Origin of the sequence: Streptomyces sp. NPDC015345 (assembly GCF_043078805.1) — a bacterium.
Lineage (GTDB): Bacteria > Actinomycetota > Actinomycetes > Streptomycetales > Streptomycetaceae > Streptomyces.
On record NZ_JBIBTX010000003.1, the window covers coordinates 386,415 to 402,035 of the forward strand.

The window sequence follows — 15,621 nt, forward strand, 5'->3', positions numbered from 1 at the left end:
TAAGCGTTTTTACGTGAATTTGGTACAGGCTTCCGGGCAGCTGTCCTGCCTCTTCGGCGCGCCCGCTTCCGGTCTTGATCCATCCGTTACCCCCGCTGTCCTCCCACCCCCTGTAAACGCCCGGTCCCATCTGCGGGTTCCCGGCCCCAACGGATACAGTCACGGCCAGGCAACCACGGGGACAGGAGAGGGCCATTACCGGCAACCGGCAGACGAGCTGGGCGTTCGCCGACGCCTTTGTCGCCGAGGACGAGGCGCTGCGCTGGGCCCGGGACCGGGCCCGGGAGGCAGGGCTGCCCTCGGTGTCGCCCGGCACCGGCGCCGCGCTGCGGATGCTCGCCGCCACGGTTGACGCGAAAGCGGTGGCCGAGATCGGCACCGGCACGGGAGTGTCGGGGATCCACCTGCTGCACGGCATGCGGCCCGACGGTGTGCTGACCACGGTCGACCCCGAGCCGGACCACCAGCAGTTCGCCCGTCAGGCCTTCCGCGCCGCCGGGTTCGCCGGCAACCGCGCGCGCTTCATCCCCGGCAGGGCCCTGGACGTCCTGCCGCGCCTCGCGGACGGTGGTTACGACCTCGTGTTCTGCGACGGTGACCGCGTGGAGTCCATGGAGTACCTCGCTGAATCGTTGCGTCTGCTGCGGCCTGGCGGCCTCGTCTGTTTCGAGGGTGCCTTCGCGGACGGCAGGACCGTGGACTCCGGACCCCAGCCGGTCGAGGTGCTGCACCTTCGCGAGCTGCTGCGCACCGTGCGGGAGAGTCCGGACCTGGTGCCTTCGCTGCTGCCGGTGGGGGACGGGCTGCTCTGCGCCGTCAAGCGGTAGCGCTGCGCTCGCTCGGGCGGTTCTCGGTGCTGCCCGGTCGGGGTGCCGGGGGCCGCTTGTGTGGTTCGTCGGGTGCGGGTCGTTCTTGGCTGGGCGTGCAGTTCCCCGCGCCCCTATCGGGGCCGGGTACAGCACTGCCCCGGATCGGTGTCGCGGATCCGGGGCAGTGAAAAGTGTTGGCGCTTGCGCGTCAGCCGACGACCTTCTTCAGAGCGTCGCCGAGTGCGTCGGCCTCGTCCGGAGTGAGTTCGACGACAAGTCGTCCGCCGCCTTCGAGCGGAACGCGCATGACGATGCCCCGCCCCTCCTTGGTCACCTCGAGCGGGCCGTCGCCCGTCCGCGGCTTCATGGCCGCCATGCTCGTTCCCCTTCCTGAAACCAGCTCATCGCAGCCGACAACCCAGGTGTCACCGGCATCGAACACATTGCTTCCAGGTCATTATCCCGCATGGCGGGACCCGATGACCAACATCGGTCGGCATCGCTTGCGCAACGCGCGCCCGCAAAACCACCCAATTCGCCGATGTGGCTGCGATACTTCGCCGCCCCATACGCCTCACAGACCCGAAATTCTTTGACGCAGGTCACATATCCGGCCTCATGCCTGAGCCCGATGATCTCCGTCATGCTGAGTCCACGTACTGGACCGACGGAGGGGAACACCATGGCCGACAGCGTGCTCTACGAGGTGAGCGACGGACTCGCGACGATCACGATCAACCGTCCCGATGCGATGAACGCCATGAACACGGAGGCCAAGGTCGCCCTTCGGGAGGCCGTGCGGTCGGCCGCCGAGGACACCGCCGTGCGCGCCGTTCTGCTCACCGCGACCGGGCGCGCCTTCTGCGTCGGGCAGGACCTCAAGGAGCACATCGGCTCCCTGGCGGCGGACCGCGAGGCCGGTACCGGGCAGACCATGAGCACGGTCAGGGAGCACTACAACCCCATCGTGCGGACGCTGACGGGCATGCCGAAGCCGGTGGTGGCCGGGGTGAACGGCGTCGCCGCCGGCGCGGGCCTCGGCTTCGCGCTCGCCGCCGACTACCGCGTGGTCGCGGACACCGCGTCGTTCAACACCTCCTTCGCCGGGGTCGCCCTGACCGCCGACTCGGGCGTCTCCTGGACGCTGCCGCGCGTGATCGGCCCCGGCCGCGCCGCCGACCTGCTGCTCTTCCCGCGGAACCTGAGCGCCCAGGACGCGTACGACCTGGGGATCGCCAACAAGGTCGTATCCGCGGCCGAGCTGGCCGCCGAGGCCGCGAAGGTGGCCCGCGCCCTGGCCGAGGGCCCGACCCTCGCCTACGCGGCGCTCAAGGAGTCCCTCGCCTACGCCGCCTCCCACTCGCTGGACGAGTCGCTGGACAAGGAGGACGAGTTGCAGAGCAGGGCGGGCGCGTCGGAGGACCACACGATCGCCGTCCAGGCCTTCATCGCCAAGGAGAAGCCGAAGTACCTGGGCCGTTAGCCCGCGGAGGCCCCGCGCGAGGCCTCGCGGGCCACGCAGTCCGCGAGGTGGTCGTCGACCAGGCCGCAGGCCTGCATGAGGGCGTACGCCGTGGTGGGGCCGATGAAGCGGATGCCGCGCTTCTTGAGGGCCTTGGACAGGGCGATGGACTCGTCGGTGATCGCGGGCACGTCGGCGAGGACCCTCGGGGCCTCGCGGGAGGCGGGGTCCGGCGCGAACGACCAGATCAGGGCGTCCAGTTCGCCCTCGGCCCAGTCGGCGAGCACGCGCGCGTTGGCGAGGGTCGCGTCGATCTTGGCGCGGTTGCGGATGATGCCCGGGTCGGCGAGGAGCCGCGCACGGTCCTCGTCGGTGAACTCCGCGACCGCGGCGATCTTGAAGTCGGCGAAGGCCGCGCGGAAGCCCTCGCGGCGGCGCAGGATCGTGATCCAGGAGAGGCCGGACTGGAAGGCCTCCAGGCAGAGCCGTTCGTAGAGCGCGTCGTCGCCGTGGACCGGGCGGCCCCACTCGCCGTCGTGGTACGCGACGTAGTCCTCGGTGGACAGGCCCCAGGGGCAGCGCAGCGCGCCGTCCGGACCCGGGACCGCGCCGCTCTCGATCTCGGTGCTCACTGGTCGTCGTCGCCCTTCTGGTCCTTCGGCTGAGCGGTGTCCTCGGCCTTGTCGTCGGCGGCCGCCTCGTGGGGGCGCGGGTCGTACCCCTCGAAGAGGGCGGGGCCCGCGACCGCCGTGGCCTGGGCGCCGGCCAGGGCCGCCTCCAGCTCGGCGATGCGGGCGTCCCGCTCGGCCAGCTCCGCGCCGACGCGGCCGAGCACGTCGTCCACCTCGCCCATGTGATAGCCGCGCAGGGCCGTCGGGAAGCGGACGGCGTCGACGTCGGCCCGGCGCAGCGGACGGTCGACGGGCAGCGGGTCGGTGAACCGCTCGGGCGGGGCATCGGGCAGGGCGGCGCTCTCGCCGCCGCCGACCACGGCGAGGGTCACCGCGCCGACCACCACCACGAGGGCGATGACCAGGAACAAGAACAAGACCATGGCGTAGGCCCCCACGCTCGACTGCCCGTGCTGAAACTGTCAGGGTCCGATCGTGCCATGCGGCTGTGACAGTTAAGGTCGCAGGCGGCCACACGCGACGAGGACCCAGGAGGGCCACAGGGGATGCTCAGGCTTGGCAGGCGCGAGTTCGACGCGCACGAGCCGGTGATCATGGCGATCGTCAACCGGACCCCGGACTCCTTCTACGACCGGGGCGCCACGTTCCGCGACGAGCCGGCGCTCGCCCGGGTGGAGCAGGCGGTGGCCGAGGGCGCCGCCATCATCGACATCGGCGGGGTCAAGGCGGGCCCCGGCGAGGAGGTCACAGCGCAGGAGGAGGCGCGCCGCACGGTCGGCTTCGTCGCCGAGGTGCGCAAGCGGTTCCCCGAGGTGGTGATCAGCGTCGACACCTGGCGGCACGACGTCGGCGAGGCGGTCTGCGAGGCCGGCGCCGATCTGCTCAACGACGCCTGGGGCGGTGTCGACCCCAAGCTCGCGGAGGTCGCCGCGCGGTACGGCGCCGGCCTGGTCTGCACGCACGCGGGCGGCGCCGAGCCGCGGACGCGGCCGCACCGCGTCCGTTACGACGACGTGCTGGCCGACATCCTGCGCGTGACGGTGGGCCTGGCCGAGCGGGCGGTCGGGCTCGGCGTCCCGCGTGAGTCCGTGCTGATCGACCCGGGGCACGACTTCGGCAAGAACACCCGGCACAGTCTCGAAGCCACCCGGCGGCTCGGCGAGATGGTGGAGACGGGCTGGCCCGTGCTGGTCTCGCTGTCCAACAAGGACTTCGTCGGCGAGACCCTGGACAAGCCGGTCAAGGAGCGGGTGATCGGCACGCTGGCGACGACGGCGGTCTCGGCGTGGCTTGGCGCGCAGGTCTACCGCGTGCACGAGGTCGCGGAGACGAAGCAGGTCCTGGACATGGTGGCCGCCATCGCGGGGCACCGGCCCCCGGCGGTCGCCCGCCGGGGACTCGCCTGAACCCCCTGAAATCCCTTGAACTCCCCTGAGGGGAAGAAGCTACGTCCCGACTTCCTTGGTCACCAGGGAGATGGCCTCTTCCACGTCGTCCGTGACGTGGAAGAGGAGCAGGTCGGCCTCGGAGGCCTTGCCCTGGGCGATGACCGTGTTCTTCAGCCAGTCGATCAGGCCCTGCCAGTACTGCGAGCCGAACAGGACGATCGGGAAGCGCGTGACCTTGCGGGTCTGGACGAGGGTGAGCGCTTCGAAGAGCTCGTCCAGGGTGCCGAGGCCGCCGGGCAGCACCACGAAGCCCTGCGCGTACTTCACGAACATCGTCTTGCGGACGAAGAAGTAGCGGAAGTTCACGCCGATGTCGACATATGGGTTCAGGCCCTGCTCGAAGGGGAGCTCGATGCCGAGGCCGACCGAGGTTCCCTTCGCCTCGACGGCGCCTTGGTTGGCGGCCTGCATGGCGCCGGGCCCGCCGCCCGTGATGACGGCGAAGCCGGCCTCCACGAGCGCCCGGCCGATCTCCACCCCCGCCGCATACTCCGGTGAGCCCGCGGGAGTGCGCGCCGAGCCGAAGACGCTGATCGCGGGCGGGAGTTCGGCGAGGGTGCCGAAGCCCTCGATGAACTCGGACTGGATGCGCAGGACCCGCCAGGGGTCGGTGTGCACCCACTCGGAGGGGCCTTTGGAGTCGAGGAGACGCTGATCGGTGGTGCCTGCCTGGACCTTGTCGCGGCGGCGCAGCACCGGCCCGAGCCGCTGCTCCTCGGGACGCTTCCTGGCAGCGGGGGCACCACTGTCTGGGCTGGCATTGGGGTCGGTCATCGTCTGCTCCCTCCACGCGTGCGTGCCTCACAGCGTAGATCTACGCGGGTTACGCCCGAGGGACCTCGGGATGTCCGGCCCCGAAGCCGCTCGGGAAGCCGCCTATGACGTCAGCCAGGAGCGCAGCCGCTCCTCCGCCTCCGGGATCAGCGAGGCCTTCACACGCTCGTCGATCTTGTGGGCGAGCAGCGGGTCGCCGGGGCTGAAGTTCACCGCGGGCACGCCGAGCGCGCTGAAGCGGGAGACGTCCGTCCAGCCGAACTTGGGGCGGGCCTCGCCGCCGACGGCCGCCATGAACGCGGCGGCCGCCGGGTGGGTGAGGCCGGGGCGGGCCGGGCCGGTGTGGTCGTCGACGATGAACTCGTCGACGCCGCAGTCCGCGAAGTAGTCGCGTACGAAGGCGAGGGCTTCCTCCTCGCTGCGGTCCGGCGCGTAGCGGAAGTTGACGGTGACGGTGCACTCGTCGGGGATGACGTTGGTGGCGACGCCGCCCTCGATGCGGACGGCGTTGAGGCCCTCGTGGAACTCAAGGCCCTCGACGACCGGCTTGCGCGGTTCGTACGCGGCGAGCTTCGTCAGGATCGGGCCGGCGGCGTGGATGGCGTTGGAGCCCATCCACGCGCGCGCGGAGTGCGCGCGCACGCCCTTGGTCCTCAGCAGGACCCGCAGGGTGCCCTGGCAGCCGCCCTCGACCTGGCCGTCGGTCGGCTCCAGGAGGACCGCGAAGTCGCCCGCCAGCCAGTCGGGGTGCGCCTCGGCGACATGGCCGAGGCCGTTCAGGTGGGCGGCCACTTCCTCGTTGTCGTAGAAGACGAAGGTGAGGTCGCGGTTGGGCTCGGTCACCGTCTGGGCGATGCGCAGCTGGACGGCGACGCCCGACTTCATGTCGCAGGTGCCGCAGCCCCACAGGACGCCGTCCTCGTCCAGGCGGGAGGGCACATTGGGAGGGTTGTCCGCGATCGGCACCGTGTCGATGTGCCCGGCGAGGACGACCCGCTCCGCGCGGCCCAGGTTGGTGCGGGCCACCACGTTGTTGCCGAGCCGGTCGACCGTGAGGTGCGGCAGGCCGCGCAGGGCCGCCTCGATGGCGTCGGCGAGGTCCTTCTCCGAGCCGCTCGGGGACGGGAAGTCGACGAGCCGGGCGGTCAGCTCGGCGGCGTCCAGCGTGAGGTCAAGCGCGGTCTGAGGCATGCGGAAGACCCTAACGCCAGAGAACTCCACGGGGCGCGCGGGCCTGTCGGTGGACTCCAGTACCTTGGACGCGTGCCTGAGCCCCCCACCCCTCTCCTCCGGCGCGGCCGCATCCGCCGTCTCACGGCCGCGGTCGTCGTGCTGCTCGCCGTCGTGGGCTATGTGGCGGTGCAGTACGTCTACGGGGGCAAGCCCGCCCCCCGGTGCACGGTGGTCTCGGCGGACGACGACGGCGCGTCGTACGAATTCACCGCCGAGCAGGCGCGGAACGCCGCGACGGTCGCCGCCGTCGGCACCTCGCGCGGCATGCCCGAGCGCGCCGTGACCATCGCCCTGGCGACCGCCCTACAAGAGTCGGGACTGCGCAACATCCGGCACGGCGACCGGGATTCGCTCGGTCTCTTCCAGCAGCGCCCCACGCAGGGCTGGGGCGACGAGCGCCAGATCATGGACCCGGCATACGCGTCGGCCCGTTTCTACGAGCACCTCGCCGAGGTCCCCGGCTATTCGCGCCTGCCGCTGACGGTCGCCGCGCAGCGCGTGCAGCGCAGCGGCTTTCCGCAGGCCTACGCCAAGCACGAGCCGGACGCCGTGCTGCTCGCCGCCGCGCTCACCGGCCGCGCGCCCGCCACGTTCACCTGCGAGGGCCGCCCGGGCACGGATCCCGGCGGCCCCGCGAAGGTGCGGGCCGCGCTTGTGCGTGACTTCGGCCGCGAGGTGCGGCCCGACGCCGCCCGGGGGCGCACGGTGACGGTCCCGGTGCCCGCCACGGCCGCCGCCGACGGCAGGGCCCCGCGGCGGGGCTGGGAGCTGGCGCACTGGGCGGTGGCGCAGGCCTCGGCGCTGCGTGTCGAGCGCGTCTCGTACGGCGGCCGGGAGTGGCGCGCCTCGGACCCGGGGGTGTGGCGCGAGGTGCGCCGGAGCGGGTCCGCGGGGCCCGGCGGCGCCCTGGACGAGGTCCGAATCGTCACTGGGCAGTAGTGCGGCCGGTCACCCGATCGAGGGGCGGCGATCACGGCACGGCGACGCGCCGCCCGGATTTCCCGCGTGTCTGCCGAGGCACCCTGAAAGGCCGTGCGACCGAAGGGAATTAAGGTTTCGGCAGCGCTCCGGGAACACGAGCTTTTTGCCCGTTTTTATCCAGAACCGATAATGCGACGCATTGCCAACTCTTTACGTTGGCGCACCGCAACCTTCGCGGGCTTCGAGCGGTATCCACTGTGTCCGATCGCCGGAAGCCATCCGGTGGGACGCCGGAACCGAACCGGCCGGACACCCCAACGTTCTCTCCCCGTCTGAAGGAGCATCATGTCCCTCCCCCTGACCCGCCGGATCGCCCGCGCCGCGCTGCTCAGCGCAGCAGGCGCAGCTTCCGTGGTCGGTGCGGCCGGCTCCGCGAGCGCCGTTGGCCTGCCTGCCGCCCCCGACCTGGGCGGGCTGACCGCGCTGGACGGCGCCGGCATCGGCGACACCGTCGACGGCGCCGCCCAGAAGACCACCAAGGTCGCCGGTGACACCGGCAGCAAGGCCGTGAAGAAGGGCGTCCCGACCGCGGGCAAGGTCGTCGGCAAGAGCGCCAAGACCGCGACTCCCGCCGCGCAGAAGGCCGCCGGTGACGTCGCGGCCAGCGCCGGTGAGGTGGTCGGTGAGACGGCGGGCACGGCCACCGGCGCCGGTCTGCCCACCGATGGTGTCGCCAAGGGCGGTCTGCCGACCCAGGGCCTGCCTCTCGGCTGATCACCCGCACCTCATGACGCAGGGCCCGGAGCCATCGGCTCCGGGCCCTGCGTCGTGCTCAGGGGCTCACCCCAGGCGCTCGACCGCCGCGGCCACCCGCTCGTCCGTCGCCGTCAGCGCCACGCGCACGAAGCGGGCGCCCGCCGGGCCGTAGAAGTCGCCGGGCGCCACCAGGATGCCGAGCCCGGCGAGGTGGCCGACGGTGTCCCAGCAGGACTCCTCGCGCGTCGCCCACAGATACAGGCTCGCCTCGCTGTGCTCGATACGGAAGCCGTGCTTCAGGAGGGCGTCGCGCAGGGCGGCGCGCCGGGCCGCGTACCGCTCGCGCTGCTCGCGGACGTGCTCGTCGTCCCCGAGCGCCGCGACGACGGCGGCCTGGGTCGGCGCGGAGGTCATCATGCCGCCGTGCTTGCGGATCTGCAGCAGGTCGCCGAGGACGGCCGCGTCACCGGCGATGAACGCGGCGCGGTAGCCGGCGAGGTTCGACCGCTTGGAGAGCGAGTGGACGGCGACGATCCCGTCGTACGAACCGCCGCACACGTCCGGGTGCAGCACCGAGACCGGGTCGGCCTCCCAGCCGAGCTCCAGGTAGCACTCGTCGCTGACCAGCAGCACGCCGTGCTCGCGCGCCCAGGCGACGGTGCGGGTCAGCTCCTCGGCCGTGAGGACGCGACCGGTCGGGTTGGAGGGCGAGTTCAGCCACAGGAGCTTGAGGCGGGTGGGGTCGAGGTCCGTGGGCTCGTCGTAGGCCACGTAGTCGGCACGGGCGAGCCGGGCGCCCACCTCGTACGTGGGGTAGGCAAGGCGGGGGTAGGCGACGACGTCGCCAGGGCCGAGCCCCAGCTGCGTCGGGAGCCACGCCACCAGCTCCTTGGAGCCGACGACCGGCAGCACCTCGCGGTGCGTGATGTCCTGTGCGCCAAGACGCCGCCGGCACCAGCCGGTGATCGCGTCGCGCAGCTCGGGGGTGCCCCACACCGTCGGATAGCCCGGCGAGTCGGCGGCCCCGACGAGGGCCTTCTGGATCAGCTCGGGGACCGGGTCGACCGGCGTCCCCACGGACAGGTCGACGATGCCGCCCGGGTGCGCGGCCGCCGTGGCCTTGTAGGGCTCCAGCTTGTCCCAGGGGAAGGCGGGAAGCCGATCGGAGACTGCGGACACGTGCTCACTCCCGTGGTGCGCTTGTTCTTCGGGGGCGCCTCGCACGCTCCCGTGGAAACACCTCGGTCCCGTACGCGGGACGTGCCGTACGGGACCGGGGCGGTGCTCAGGCCGTCGTTACTGGTTCTGCGGCGGCAGTGCGGCGATGAAGGGGTGGTCGCGCTCGATCAGGCCGAGCTTGCTCGCGCCACCGGGCGAACCGAGCTCGTCGAAGAACTCGACGTTCGCCTTGTAGTAGTCCTTCCACTCCTCGGGAGTGTCGTCCTCGTAGAAGATCGCCTCGACCGGGCAGACCGGTTCACAGGCACCACAGTCGACGCATTCGTCCGGGTGGATGTACAAGGACCGGGAGCCCTCGTAAATGCAGTCGACCGGGCACTCCTCGATGCACGCCTTGTCCTTGACGTCGACACAAGGCTGCGCGATGACGTAGGTCACGCTGTCGTTCCTCCTCGATACGGGCGTTGGCGGGCCGTCCTCAGGCTCCGCTCGCCTGGCGCGCGGGAGCGCGGCGTCGTCGATGCCCGCACCTAGTATCTCCGTTCCTGGGCATGATCCGAACAGGAGGGGCGTACAGAGCTGTGGAATTCACTGCGGGCGGACGGCTTGAGGTCCGCATCACCCCTGCTGACGTGGGGAAACGAGTCTCCGTCCGGCGCCTGGGTGAGGCGGGAGAACCTGGGGGCAAGTTCACCGACACGGTCGGTGTTCTCACATCGTGGACCGATGGTGTGGTGGTCATCACACGGCGGAACGGCGAGTGCGTCCGCATCCCGGAACACTCCCTGGTCGCGGGCAAGGTCGTGCCGCAGGCACCGGCCCGCCGACGGGGCCCCGCCGCCTCGTACGCCGAGCTGGCCCGGGTCTCCGCGCGGGCCTGGCAGCCGGTGGAGAGCGAGCGGCTCGGCGACTGGGAGCTGCGGGCCTCGTCCGGGTACATGCGCCGCCTCAACTCGGCGCTGCCGCTGGGCGACCCGGGACGGCCGCTGGACGAGGCGCTGACGTACGTACGCCAGTGGTACGCGGCCCGCGGGCTGCCCGCCCGCATCCAGGCCGCGACCGGCGCCGAGGGCACCCAGGAGCTGCTCTGCGCCGAGCTCGCGGCGCGCGGGTGGGAGCGCGAGGTGAGCGCTGAGCTGCACATCGGCGCTCTCGCGCCGATCGCCGATCCGAATGTCGACGTGGACGTGTCGCGCGTAGACCTGTCCCGGTCCTGCGGCGAGGCGTGGCTGCGGCGCTACGGGCGGTCCGGGGACTTGGCACCTCATGTGTCCAAGGTGCTGGCGAGCGGGCCCTCGGTGTGGTTCGCTTCCGTGCCCGGGAGCGGTGACTCCATGGCCGCGATCGGGCGGTGCGTGGTGGACGGACGCTGGGCCGGGTTCATGGCGGTCGAGGTGGACCCGGAGCACCGGCGGCAGGGACTCGCCACCGCGGTGATGACCGCGCTGGCCCGTCAGGCCCTGTCCGACGGCGCGTCGGCGGCCTGGCTCCAGGTCGAGGAGGGCAACGACGGCGCGCGGGCGCTGTACGGCCGGATGGGCTTCGCGGCGCATCACGCCCATCACCACTACCGGCACGGCGGGGCCTGAGCGGGAGCGGCCCGGCGGGGTCAGCACGGCACGGCACGGAAAGCAGCCCGGCGAGGGCATGAGACACGAGGCACGTATGCACGCGGAGTCCGGCGAATGGCGGCGGCGGTTCGCCGAAGAGGCACGGTCCGAACGGCCCGGACTCGCCCTGCTGTGTCTGCTGATCGGCACGGAGGCCGACCCCTCACTGGACGAGGCGGGCATCGACGCCGCCGAGATCGAGCTGGACCGGCTCGCGGGGCTGCTGCCCTTCCGGCCCGGCGGGCCCCGCGCGTGGGCGTCGGCGATGGCCGAACTCCTCGGTGATCGGTGCGGGTTCGAGGGGACGCCGGGCGACTACCAGCGGCTTGAGTCCTCCCTGCTGCACGAGGTGCTGCGGCGCCGCAGAGGGCTGCCGATCCTGCTCTCCGTCGTGTGGATGGAGGTGGCGCGCCGCGCGGGCGCTCCCGTGTACGGGGTGGCGCTGCCGGGCCACTTCGTGGTCGGCTTCGGGCCCCGCGACGACCAGGTGCTCGCCGACCCCTTCGACGGCGGGCGGCTGCTGACAGGGCAGGACGCGGAGCTGCTGGTGGCGGGGACCGCGGGCACCGGGATCCAGCCGTCGATGCTGACGCCCGCCGACCCGCTGAACATCGTGCAGCGCGTCCTCAACAACATCCGCGCCTGGGCCGCCGCGCGTCCCGAGCGCTCGGAGGTCGCGCTGTGGGCCCTCGACCTCTCGCTGCTGCTGCCCGCGCACCCGGCGCGCCTGCGCTACGAACGCGCCCAACTCCTCGTCCAGCGCGGCGACTTCCTCGGCGGCGCGGCGGAGCTCGACGAGTACGCCGACGTGGTGACGGCCGTGGAGCCGACCACGGCGGACCGGGTGCGCCAGCAGGCGCGGGCGGCCCGCGCCATGCTGAACTGAGCGGCCGGGGCGGCGGTACTCGATCGGGCCGGCCGGGCACCAGGGCGTATGCATCCCCGGCTCACCGGAACCACCGAGTGGCGGCGGCTGTTCGCCGCCGAGGCCGGTGCCCCGCGGCCGATCTCGCGCTGCTGTGCCTGCTGATCGGCGCGGAGGCCGACCCCTCCTTCGGCCGGGAGGACATCGACCGGGCGCGGCTCCAGGCGCGGGGCGCGCGGGCGCTGCTGAGCTGAGCGGCGGCCGCGGGTCAGAGCCAGCCCTTGTCGCGGGCCGTCCTGACCGCCTCCGCGCGGTTGCGGACGGCGAGCTTCTGGATGGCCGTGGAGAGGTAGTTGCGGACCGTGCCCGGGGAGAGGTGCAGGGCGTCGGCCAGCTCGGCGTTGGTGGCCCCGTCGGCCGCGGCCCGCAGGACCTCGCGCTCGCGGTCGGTGAGAGGGTTCGCGCCTTCCGCGAGGGCCGCCGCCGCCAGCGTCGGGTCGATGACCCGCTCCCCCGCGAGGACCTTGCGCACGGCCTCGGCGAGCTGGGCGGCGGGGGCGTCCTTGACGAGGAACGCGTCGGCGCCGGACTCCATGGCGCTGCGCAGGTAGCCGGGACGCCCGAAGGTGGTCAGGACCACGATCTTCGACTCGGGGCGCGCGGCATGCAGTTCGGCCGCCGCTTCGATGCCCGTGCACCCGGGCATCTCGATGTCGAGGAGCGCCACGTCCACGTCGTGGGCGCGGGCCGCCGCGAGCACCTCGTCGCCGCGGGCCACCTGGGCGACGACCTCGATGTCCGGCTCAAGGCCGAGCAGCGCCGCGAGCGCCTCGCGGACCATCGACTGGTCCTCGGCGAGGAGCACCCTGATCGTCGCGCTCCCGTCCCCTGCCACCCCGTGGCCGTCCTCGCTGGTCATGAGGGGGATCCTACGGCCGTCCCGGCCATCGGGACGCGGGCCGCCAGGCGGAAGCCGCGGCGGCCCGCCGGGCCCGTCTCCAGGGCACCGCCGACCGCCTCCACGCGCTCGGCGAGGCCCGTCAGGCCGTTGCCCGCGGCCGTGCCCGAGCCGCCCACGCCGTCGTCCTCCACGGTCAGTTCCAGGAGCGGCCCCGTGAGGGTCTGGCGGGCCGTGAACGCCACCGTGCAGCGCCGGGCGCCACTGTGCCGCACGACGTTGGTCACGGCCTCCCGCAGCGCCCAGGCGAGCGCCGCCTCGCCGTCCTCGCCGGGCAGTTCGGCGGGCGCCCGGAGCGGGACGTCCGCCTCGATGCCCGCGGCGGTCAGGGCGGTGCGGGCGCCCGCCAGCTCACCGGCCAGGGTGCGCCTGCGGTACCCGGAGACGGCCTCGCGGACGTCCACCAGGGCCTGGCGGCTGACCTGTTCGATGTCGGCGACCTGCTGGGCGGCCCTGTCGGGGTGGTCGGGGAGCATCCGCCCGGCCAGTTCGCTCTTGAGCGTGATCAGGGAGAGCGAGTGGCCGAGCAGGTCGTGCAGGTCCCGGGCCAGCCGCAGCCGCTCCTCGTTGGCGGCGAGCTGGGCGACGGTGGCTCGTGCCTGGCGGAGCTGGATCGTCGTACGCACCAACTGGCGTACGCCGCTCATCGCGAAGCCGGTGAGGACGTTGAGCACCGCGAGGTTGCCGAGGAGGTCCTGGAGGCTGTCGGTGCGCAGACCCACCCCGATCAGCGCGGCGGTGACCGCCGGGATGACCCAGGCCGCGTGGCGCAGCGGCAGCACCGCGCCCGCGGCCACGGAGACGTAGACGAAGAGGCCGAGCCAGTTGGTGCCGAAGCTGAGGGCGAGGACGACCGCCAGGACGAACTGCGCCGCGAACCACCCGTGCACCCTTCCCCAGTCGAGCACCCGTGAGGTGTACCGGAAGACGAGCGCGAGGTAGCAGACCACGAAGACCGACAGGCCGAGCCAGCCCAGCGCCGTGGCCGCGGCGCCGCGCTCCGCCGTCAGCAGGTCCCGCACGGGGCTCGCCATGAAGACCAGCCAGACGCCGATCCACAGGGACTTGGCGAGGATCTGGCGGCGGTCGTGGGCGGGTCGGCCGAAGGTGTGCAGCGGGTGGGCCTCTTCGAGGCGGTCGATGGCGCGCGCGTCCTCGGCGCGGGGGGTCTCGCTCACGGCTTCAGTGTGTCCTTCCGATACAGCCATGCCGCGCCGCCCGCGAAGAGGAGGAAGTAGACGGCGAGCAGGGTGACGTCCTTCGCGTGCGGGGCGTCGCCCAGTTCGATCGCCTGCCCGAGGGCAGCGTACGCGTGGGTGGGCAGCCAGGACGCGACGTCCCGCAGCCACTGCGGGAAGGTCGTCGTCGGCATCCACAGGCCGCCGAGGAGCGAGAGCCCGAAGTAGACGATCATCGTGATCGGGCGGACCGCGTCGCCGGAGGCGAGGTAGCCGATGGCCACGCCGAGCGCCGCGAAGCAGAGGCTGCCCGCCCAGATCGCACCGGTCAGCGCCAGCCACTGCCAGGCCGCGAAGCGGACGTCCTTGAAGACGGCGGCGACGGCGAACACCACGACGATGGACGGCAGGCTGACCACGGCCGCGCTCGCCGTCTTCGCCAGCACATAGCCGCGGCCGGGCAGCGTCGTCAGGCGCAGCTGCCGCACCCAGCCGCTCTCCCGCTCCTTGGCGATGCGCTCGCTGTTGCCCATCAGGACAGCGGTGAGGGCGCCGAAGGACGCCATCGACACCATCACGTACGCGGGTACGGACAGCCCCGAGCCGGGGACCTCGTCGGAGCCGCCCTGGCTGCCCGCGATGATCAGGAACAGCATCGCGGGATAGATGACGGAGAAGAACAGGAACTTGCGGTTGCGCAGGGCGCGGATGATCTCCAGCCGGACCAGGGCCCATGACGTCAAGGTGGTCAGCATGCCGACTTGGCCTCCTCGGCCGCGGTGATCGCCACGAAGGCCTGCTCAAGGCCGAGCCCGGCGACTTCGAGGTTGCGGGGGTAGACGCCGAGTCCGTACAGCGCGTGCACGGTCGCGTCGGCGTCGGTGGACTGGAGGCGGACCGTGCGCCCGGCGACATCGAGCGACGTCAGGAACGGCAGCCTCCCGAGGCGCGCGGCCAGTTCGGCGCCGATCTCCGCGAGGTCGAAGGAGACCTTGCGGGCGCCCGCCTTCGCCTTGATCTCGGCGGCGGTGCCGTCGGCGAGGAGGCGGCCGCGGTGCAGGACCAGGACGCGGTCGGCGATCGCGTCGGCCTCCTCCAGGTAGTGCGTGGCGAAAAGCACCGCACGGCCCTGGTCCGCCTGCTCCCGCATGGTGGCCCAGAACGCCTGGCGGGCGGTGACATCCATGCCGGTGGTCGGCTCGTCCAGGACGATGAGGTCGTTCGCGCCGGCCGTGGCGAGCGCGAAGCGCACCCGCTGCTCCTGGCCGCCGGAGAGCTTGTCGACCTTGCGGTCGGCGATCTGTGTGATGCCCGCGTGGGCGAGCACGTCGTTCACGCGGTGGCGCCTCGGGTGCAGGGCGCAGGCGAGCTCGACCATCTCCCGCACGGTGACCTCGCCCATCAGGCCGCCGCTCTGGAGCATGGCGCCGACCCGGCCCTCGGTGATCGCCTCGCGCGGGGACGTCCCGAAGACGCGGACGGTGCCGCTGTCCGGGCGGCGCAGGCCGAGCAGCAGGTCGAGGGTGGAGGACTTGCCCGCGCCGTTGGGGCCGAGGAGCGCCACCGTCTCGCCGGGGCGCAGGTCGAGCGTGAGGCCGTCCACGGCGCGGACGTCGCCGTAGGACTTGGTCACCCGCTCAAAGCTGACCGCGCTGGTGGCGGTCGCTGGGAGTGTGGTCGTCGTCATGCCGACCATCGTCACAAAAGCGCAGGTGGGGGCGGCAGTGCCGGGAGTGATGTCTCCGGGATGACAGATGTCATGCCGGAGGCCGGACGGTTCACCCGGTCACCTGGGC

At 72.4% G+C, this 15,621-nt stretch carries 20 protein-coding genes; 8 read left to right on the top strand and 12 right to left on the bottom strand.

The genetic code is table 11. The features are described 5' to 3' along the window. The first annotated feature begins 128 nt into the window (after nucleotides 1–128). On the top strand, nucleotides 129–827 hold the full coding sequence (locus tag ACF062_RS14030; RefSeq protein WP_392138853.1) for an O-methyltransferase: 699 nt from the start codon (nucleotides 129–131) through the stop codon (nucleotides 825–827). A gap of 190 nt (nucleotides 828–1,017) precedes the next feature. On the opposite strand, the gene ACF062_RS14035 is transcribed toward ACF062_RS14030, so the two are convergent. Then, nucleotides 1,018–1,185, bottom strand: coding sequence for a DUF3117 domain-containing protein (locus tag ACF062_RS14035; protein WP_003966491.1), 168 nt, complete (start codon nucleotides 1,183–1,185; stop codon nucleotides 1,018–1,020). After that, nucleotides 1,173–1,454 (bottom strand): hypothetical protein, encoded by a 282-nt coding sequence (locus tag ACF062_RS14040; RefSeq protein ID WP_230902626.1) that lies wholly within the window; start codon nucleotides 1,452–1,454, stop codon nucleotides 1,173–1,175. Before ACF062_RS14040 ends, ACF062_RS14035 begins: the two co-directional genes overlap by 13 nt. Before the next feature lie 37 nt (nucleotides 1,455–1,491). Here ACF062_RS14040 and ACF062_RS14045 point away from each other — a divergent pair, with 37 nt between their 5' ends. Beyond that, on the top strand, nucleotides 1,492–2,292 hold the full coding sequence (locus ACF062_RS14045; protein ID WP_392138002.1) for an enoyl-CoA hydratase/isomerase family protein: 801 nt from the start codon (nucleotides 1,492–1,494) through the stop codon (nucleotides 2,290–2,292). On the opposite strand, the gene ACF062_RS14050 is transcribed toward ACF062_RS14045, so the two are convergent. Beyond that, a complete protein-coding gene (locus ACF062_RS14050) occupies nucleotides 2,289–2,891 on the bottom strand; it encodes a DNA-3-methyladenine glycosylase I (protein ID WP_392138854.1) in 603 nt (200 codons plus the stop codon). The two genes, ACF062_RS14045 and ACF062_RS14050, sit on opposite strands and share 4 nt — an antisense overlap. A gap of 8 nt (nucleotides 2,892–2,899) precedes the next feature. After that, nucleotides 2,900–3,325: a DivIVA domain-containing protein gene (locus ACF062_RS14055; protein WP_223776603.1), complete on the bottom strand. Its 426-nt coding sequence runs from the start codon at nucleotides 3,323–3,325 to the stop codon at nucleotides 2,900–2,902. A 123-nt stretch (nucleotides 3,326–3,448) separates the two neighbouring features. Here ACF062_RS14055 and folP point away from each other — a divergent pair, with 123 nt between their 5' ends. Beyond that, nucleotides 3,449–4,309 carry a dihydropteroate synthase gene (gene folP, locus ACF062_RS14060; protein ID WP_392138004.1) on the top strand — a complete coding sequence of 287 codons (861 nt, stop codon included), beginning with the start codon at nucleotides 3,449–3,451 and terminating at the stop codon, nucleotides 4,307–4,309. Between the two features lie 39 nt (nucleotides 4,310–4,348). On the opposite strand, the gene ACF062_RS14065 is transcribed toward folP, so the two are convergent. Together ACF062_RS14065 and dapE are read right to left on the bottom strand one after the other, a co-directional pair. Next, nucleotides 4,349–5,125: a TIGR00730 family Rossman fold protein gene (locus ACF062_RS14065; protein ID WP_223776601.1), complete on the bottom strand. Its 777-nt coding sequence runs from the start codon at nucleotides 5,123–5,125 to the stop codon at nucleotides 4,349–4,351. Nucleotides 5,126–5,227: 102 nt separating this feature from the next. After that, nucleotides 5,228–6,316: a succinyl-diaminopimelate desuccinylase gene (gene dapE, locus ACF062_RS14070; protein WP_392138006.1), complete on the bottom strand. Its 1,089-nt coding sequence runs from the start codon at nucleotides 6,314–6,316 to the stop codon at nucleotides 5,228–5,230. A gap of 72 nt (nucleotides 6,317–6,388) precedes the next feature. Here dapE and ACF062_RS14075 point away from each other — a divergent pair, with 72 nt between their 5' ends. Continuing rightward, the gene (locus tag ACF062_RS14075) at nucleotides 6,389–7,297 is read left to right on the top strand and encodes a heavy metal transporter (RefSeq protein WP_392138008.1); all 909 of its coding nucleotides are present in this window, start codon (nucleotides 6,389–6,391) and stop codon (nucleotides 7,295–7,297) included. Nucleotides 7,298–7,624: 327 nt separating this feature from the next. Continuing rightward, nucleotides 7,625–8,053 carry an ATP-binding protein gene (locus ACF062_RS14080; protein WP_320590037.1) on the top strand — a complete coding sequence of 143 codons (429 nt, stop codon included), beginning with the start codon at nucleotides 7,625–7,627 and terminating at the stop codon, nucleotides 8,051–8,053. A 66-nt stretch (nucleotides 8,054–8,119) separates the two neighbouring features. Here the strand turns inward: ACF062_RS14080 and ACF062_RS14085 are convergent, their stop codons facing one another. Continuing rightward, entirely contained in the window at nucleotides 8,120–9,214 is a 1,095-nt protein-coding gene (locus ACF062_RS14085; protein ID WP_392138010.1) for a bifunctional succinyldiaminopimelate transaminase/glutamate-prephenate aminotransferase, read from the bottom strand. Between the two features lie 117 nt (nucleotides 9,215–9,331). Then, nucleotides 9,332–9,652: a ferredoxin gene (gene fdxA, locus ACF062_RS14090; protein WP_018089397.1), complete on the bottom strand. Its 321-nt coding sequence runs from the start codon at nucleotides 9,650–9,652 to the stop codon at nucleotides 9,332–9,334. A gap of 143 nt (nucleotides 9,653–9,795) precedes the next feature. Here fdxA and ACF062_RS14095 point away from each other — a divergent pair, with 143 nt between their 5' ends. From ACF062_RS14095 to ACF062_RS14105, 3 genes are all read left to right on the top strand, one after another. Then, entirely contained in the window at nucleotides 9,796–10,803 is a 1,008-nt protein-coding gene (locus tag ACF062_RS14095) for a GNAT family N-acetyltransferase (protein WP_392138011.1), read from the top strand. A 58-nt stretch (nucleotides 10,804–10,861) separates the two neighbouring features. Further along, nucleotides 10,862–11,710: a tetratricopeptide repeat protein gene (locus ACF062_RS14100; RefSeq protein WP_392138013.1), complete on the top strand. Its 849-nt coding sequence runs from the start codon at nucleotides 10,862–10,864 to the stop codon at nucleotides 11,708–11,710. Nucleotides 11,711–11,787: 77 nt separating this feature from the next. Then, on the top strand, nucleotides 11,788–11,943 hold the full coding sequence (locus ACF062_RS14105; RefSeq protein WP_392138015.1) for a hypothetical protein: 156 nt from the start codon (nucleotides 11,788–11,790) through the stop codon (nucleotides 11,941–11,943). Nucleotides 11,944–11,957: 14 nt separating this feature from the next. Here ACF062_RS14105 and ACF062_RS14110 read toward each other — a convergent pair whose 3' ends face one another. From ACF062_RS14110 to ACF062_RS14125, 4 genes are read right to left on the bottom strand one after another with little or no spacing between them, the layout of a single operon-like run. Beyond that, the gene (locus tag ACF062_RS14110; RefSeq protein WP_392138017.1) at nucleotides 11,958–12,608 is read right to left on the bottom strand and encodes a response regulator transcription factor; all 651 of its coding nucleotides are present in this window, start codon (nucleotides 12,606–12,608) and stop codon (nucleotides 11,958–11,960) included. Beyond that, nucleotides 12,605–13,825, bottom strand: a complete 1,221-nt coding sequence (locus tag ACF062_RS14115) for a sensor histidine kinase (protein WP_392138019.1) — start codon at nucleotides 13,823–13,825, stop codon at nucleotides 12,605–12,607. The genes ACF062_RS14110 and ACF062_RS14115 overlap by 4 nt, the downstream gene beginning before the upstream one ends. Beyond that, nucleotides 13,822–14,580 (bottom strand): ABC transporter permease, encoded by a 759-nt coding sequence (locus ACF062_RS14120; RefSeq protein WP_392138020.1) that lies wholly within the window; start codon nucleotides 14,578–14,580, stop codon nucleotides 13,822–13,824. The genes ACF062_RS14115 and ACF062_RS14120 overlap by 4 nt, the downstream gene beginning before the upstream one ends. After that, a complete protein-coding gene (locus ACF062_RS14125; protein ID WP_392138856.1) occupies nucleotides 14,574–15,521 on the bottom strand; it encodes an ABC transporter ATP-binding protein in 948 nt (315 codons plus the stop codon). Before ACF062_RS14125 ends, ACF062_RS14120 begins: the two co-directional genes overlap by 7 nt. Nucleotides 15,522–15,621 lie beyond the last annotated feature (100 nt).

Excerpts from the sequence above, each read along its gene's own strand:
- ACF062_RS14110 (WP_392138017.1), bottom strand. The coding sequence starts at position 12,608 with ATGACCAGCGAGGACGGCCACGGGGTGGCAGGGGACGGGAGCGCGACG.
- ACF062_RS14080 (WP_320590037.1), top strand. The coding sequence starts at position 7,625 with ATGTCCCTCCCCCTGACCCGCCGGATCGCCCGCGCCGCGCTGCTCAGC.
- ACF062_RS14125 (WP_392138856.1), bottom strand. The coding sequence starts at position 15,521 with ATGGTCGGCATGACGACGACCACACTCCCAGCGACCGCCACCAGCGCG.
- folP (WP_392138004.1), top strand. The coding sequence starts at position 3,449 with ATGCTCAGGCTTGGCAGGCGCGAGTTCGACGCGCACGAGCCGGTGATC.
- ACF062_RS14045 (WP_392138002.1), top strand. The coding sequence starts at position 1,492 with ATGGCCGACAGCGTGCTCTACGAGGTGAGCGACGGACTCGCGACGATC.
- ACF062_RS14035 (WP_003966491.1), bottom strand. The coding sequence starts at position 1,185 with ATGGCGGCCATGAAGCCGCGGACGGGCGACGGCCCGCTCGAGGTGACC.
- ACF062_RS14120 (WP_392138020.1), bottom strand. The coding sequence starts at position 14,580 with ATGCTGACCACCTTGACGTCATGGGCCCTGGTCCGGCTGGAGATCATC.
- ACF062_RS14100 (WP_392138013.1), top strand. The coding sequence starts at position 10,862 with ATGAGACACGAGGCACGTATGCACGCGGAGTCCGGCGAATGGCGGCGG.
- dapE (WP_392138006.1), bottom strand. The coding sequence starts at position 6,316 with ATGCCTCAGACCGCGCTTGACCTCACGCTGGACGCCGCCGAGCTGACC.
- ACF062_RS14065 (WP_223776601.1), bottom strand. The coding sequence starts at position 5,125 with ATGACCGACCCCAATGCCAGCCCAGACAGTGGTGCCCCCGCTGCCAGG.
- ACF062_RS14055 (WP_223776603.1), bottom strand. The coding sequence starts at position 3,325 with ATGGTCTTGTTCTTGTTCCTGGTCATCGCCCTCGTGGTGGTGGTCGGC.
- ACF062_RS14040 (WP_230902626.1), bottom strand. The coding sequence starts at position 1,454 with ATGACGGAGATCATCGGGCTCAGGCATGAGGCCGGATATGTGACCTGC.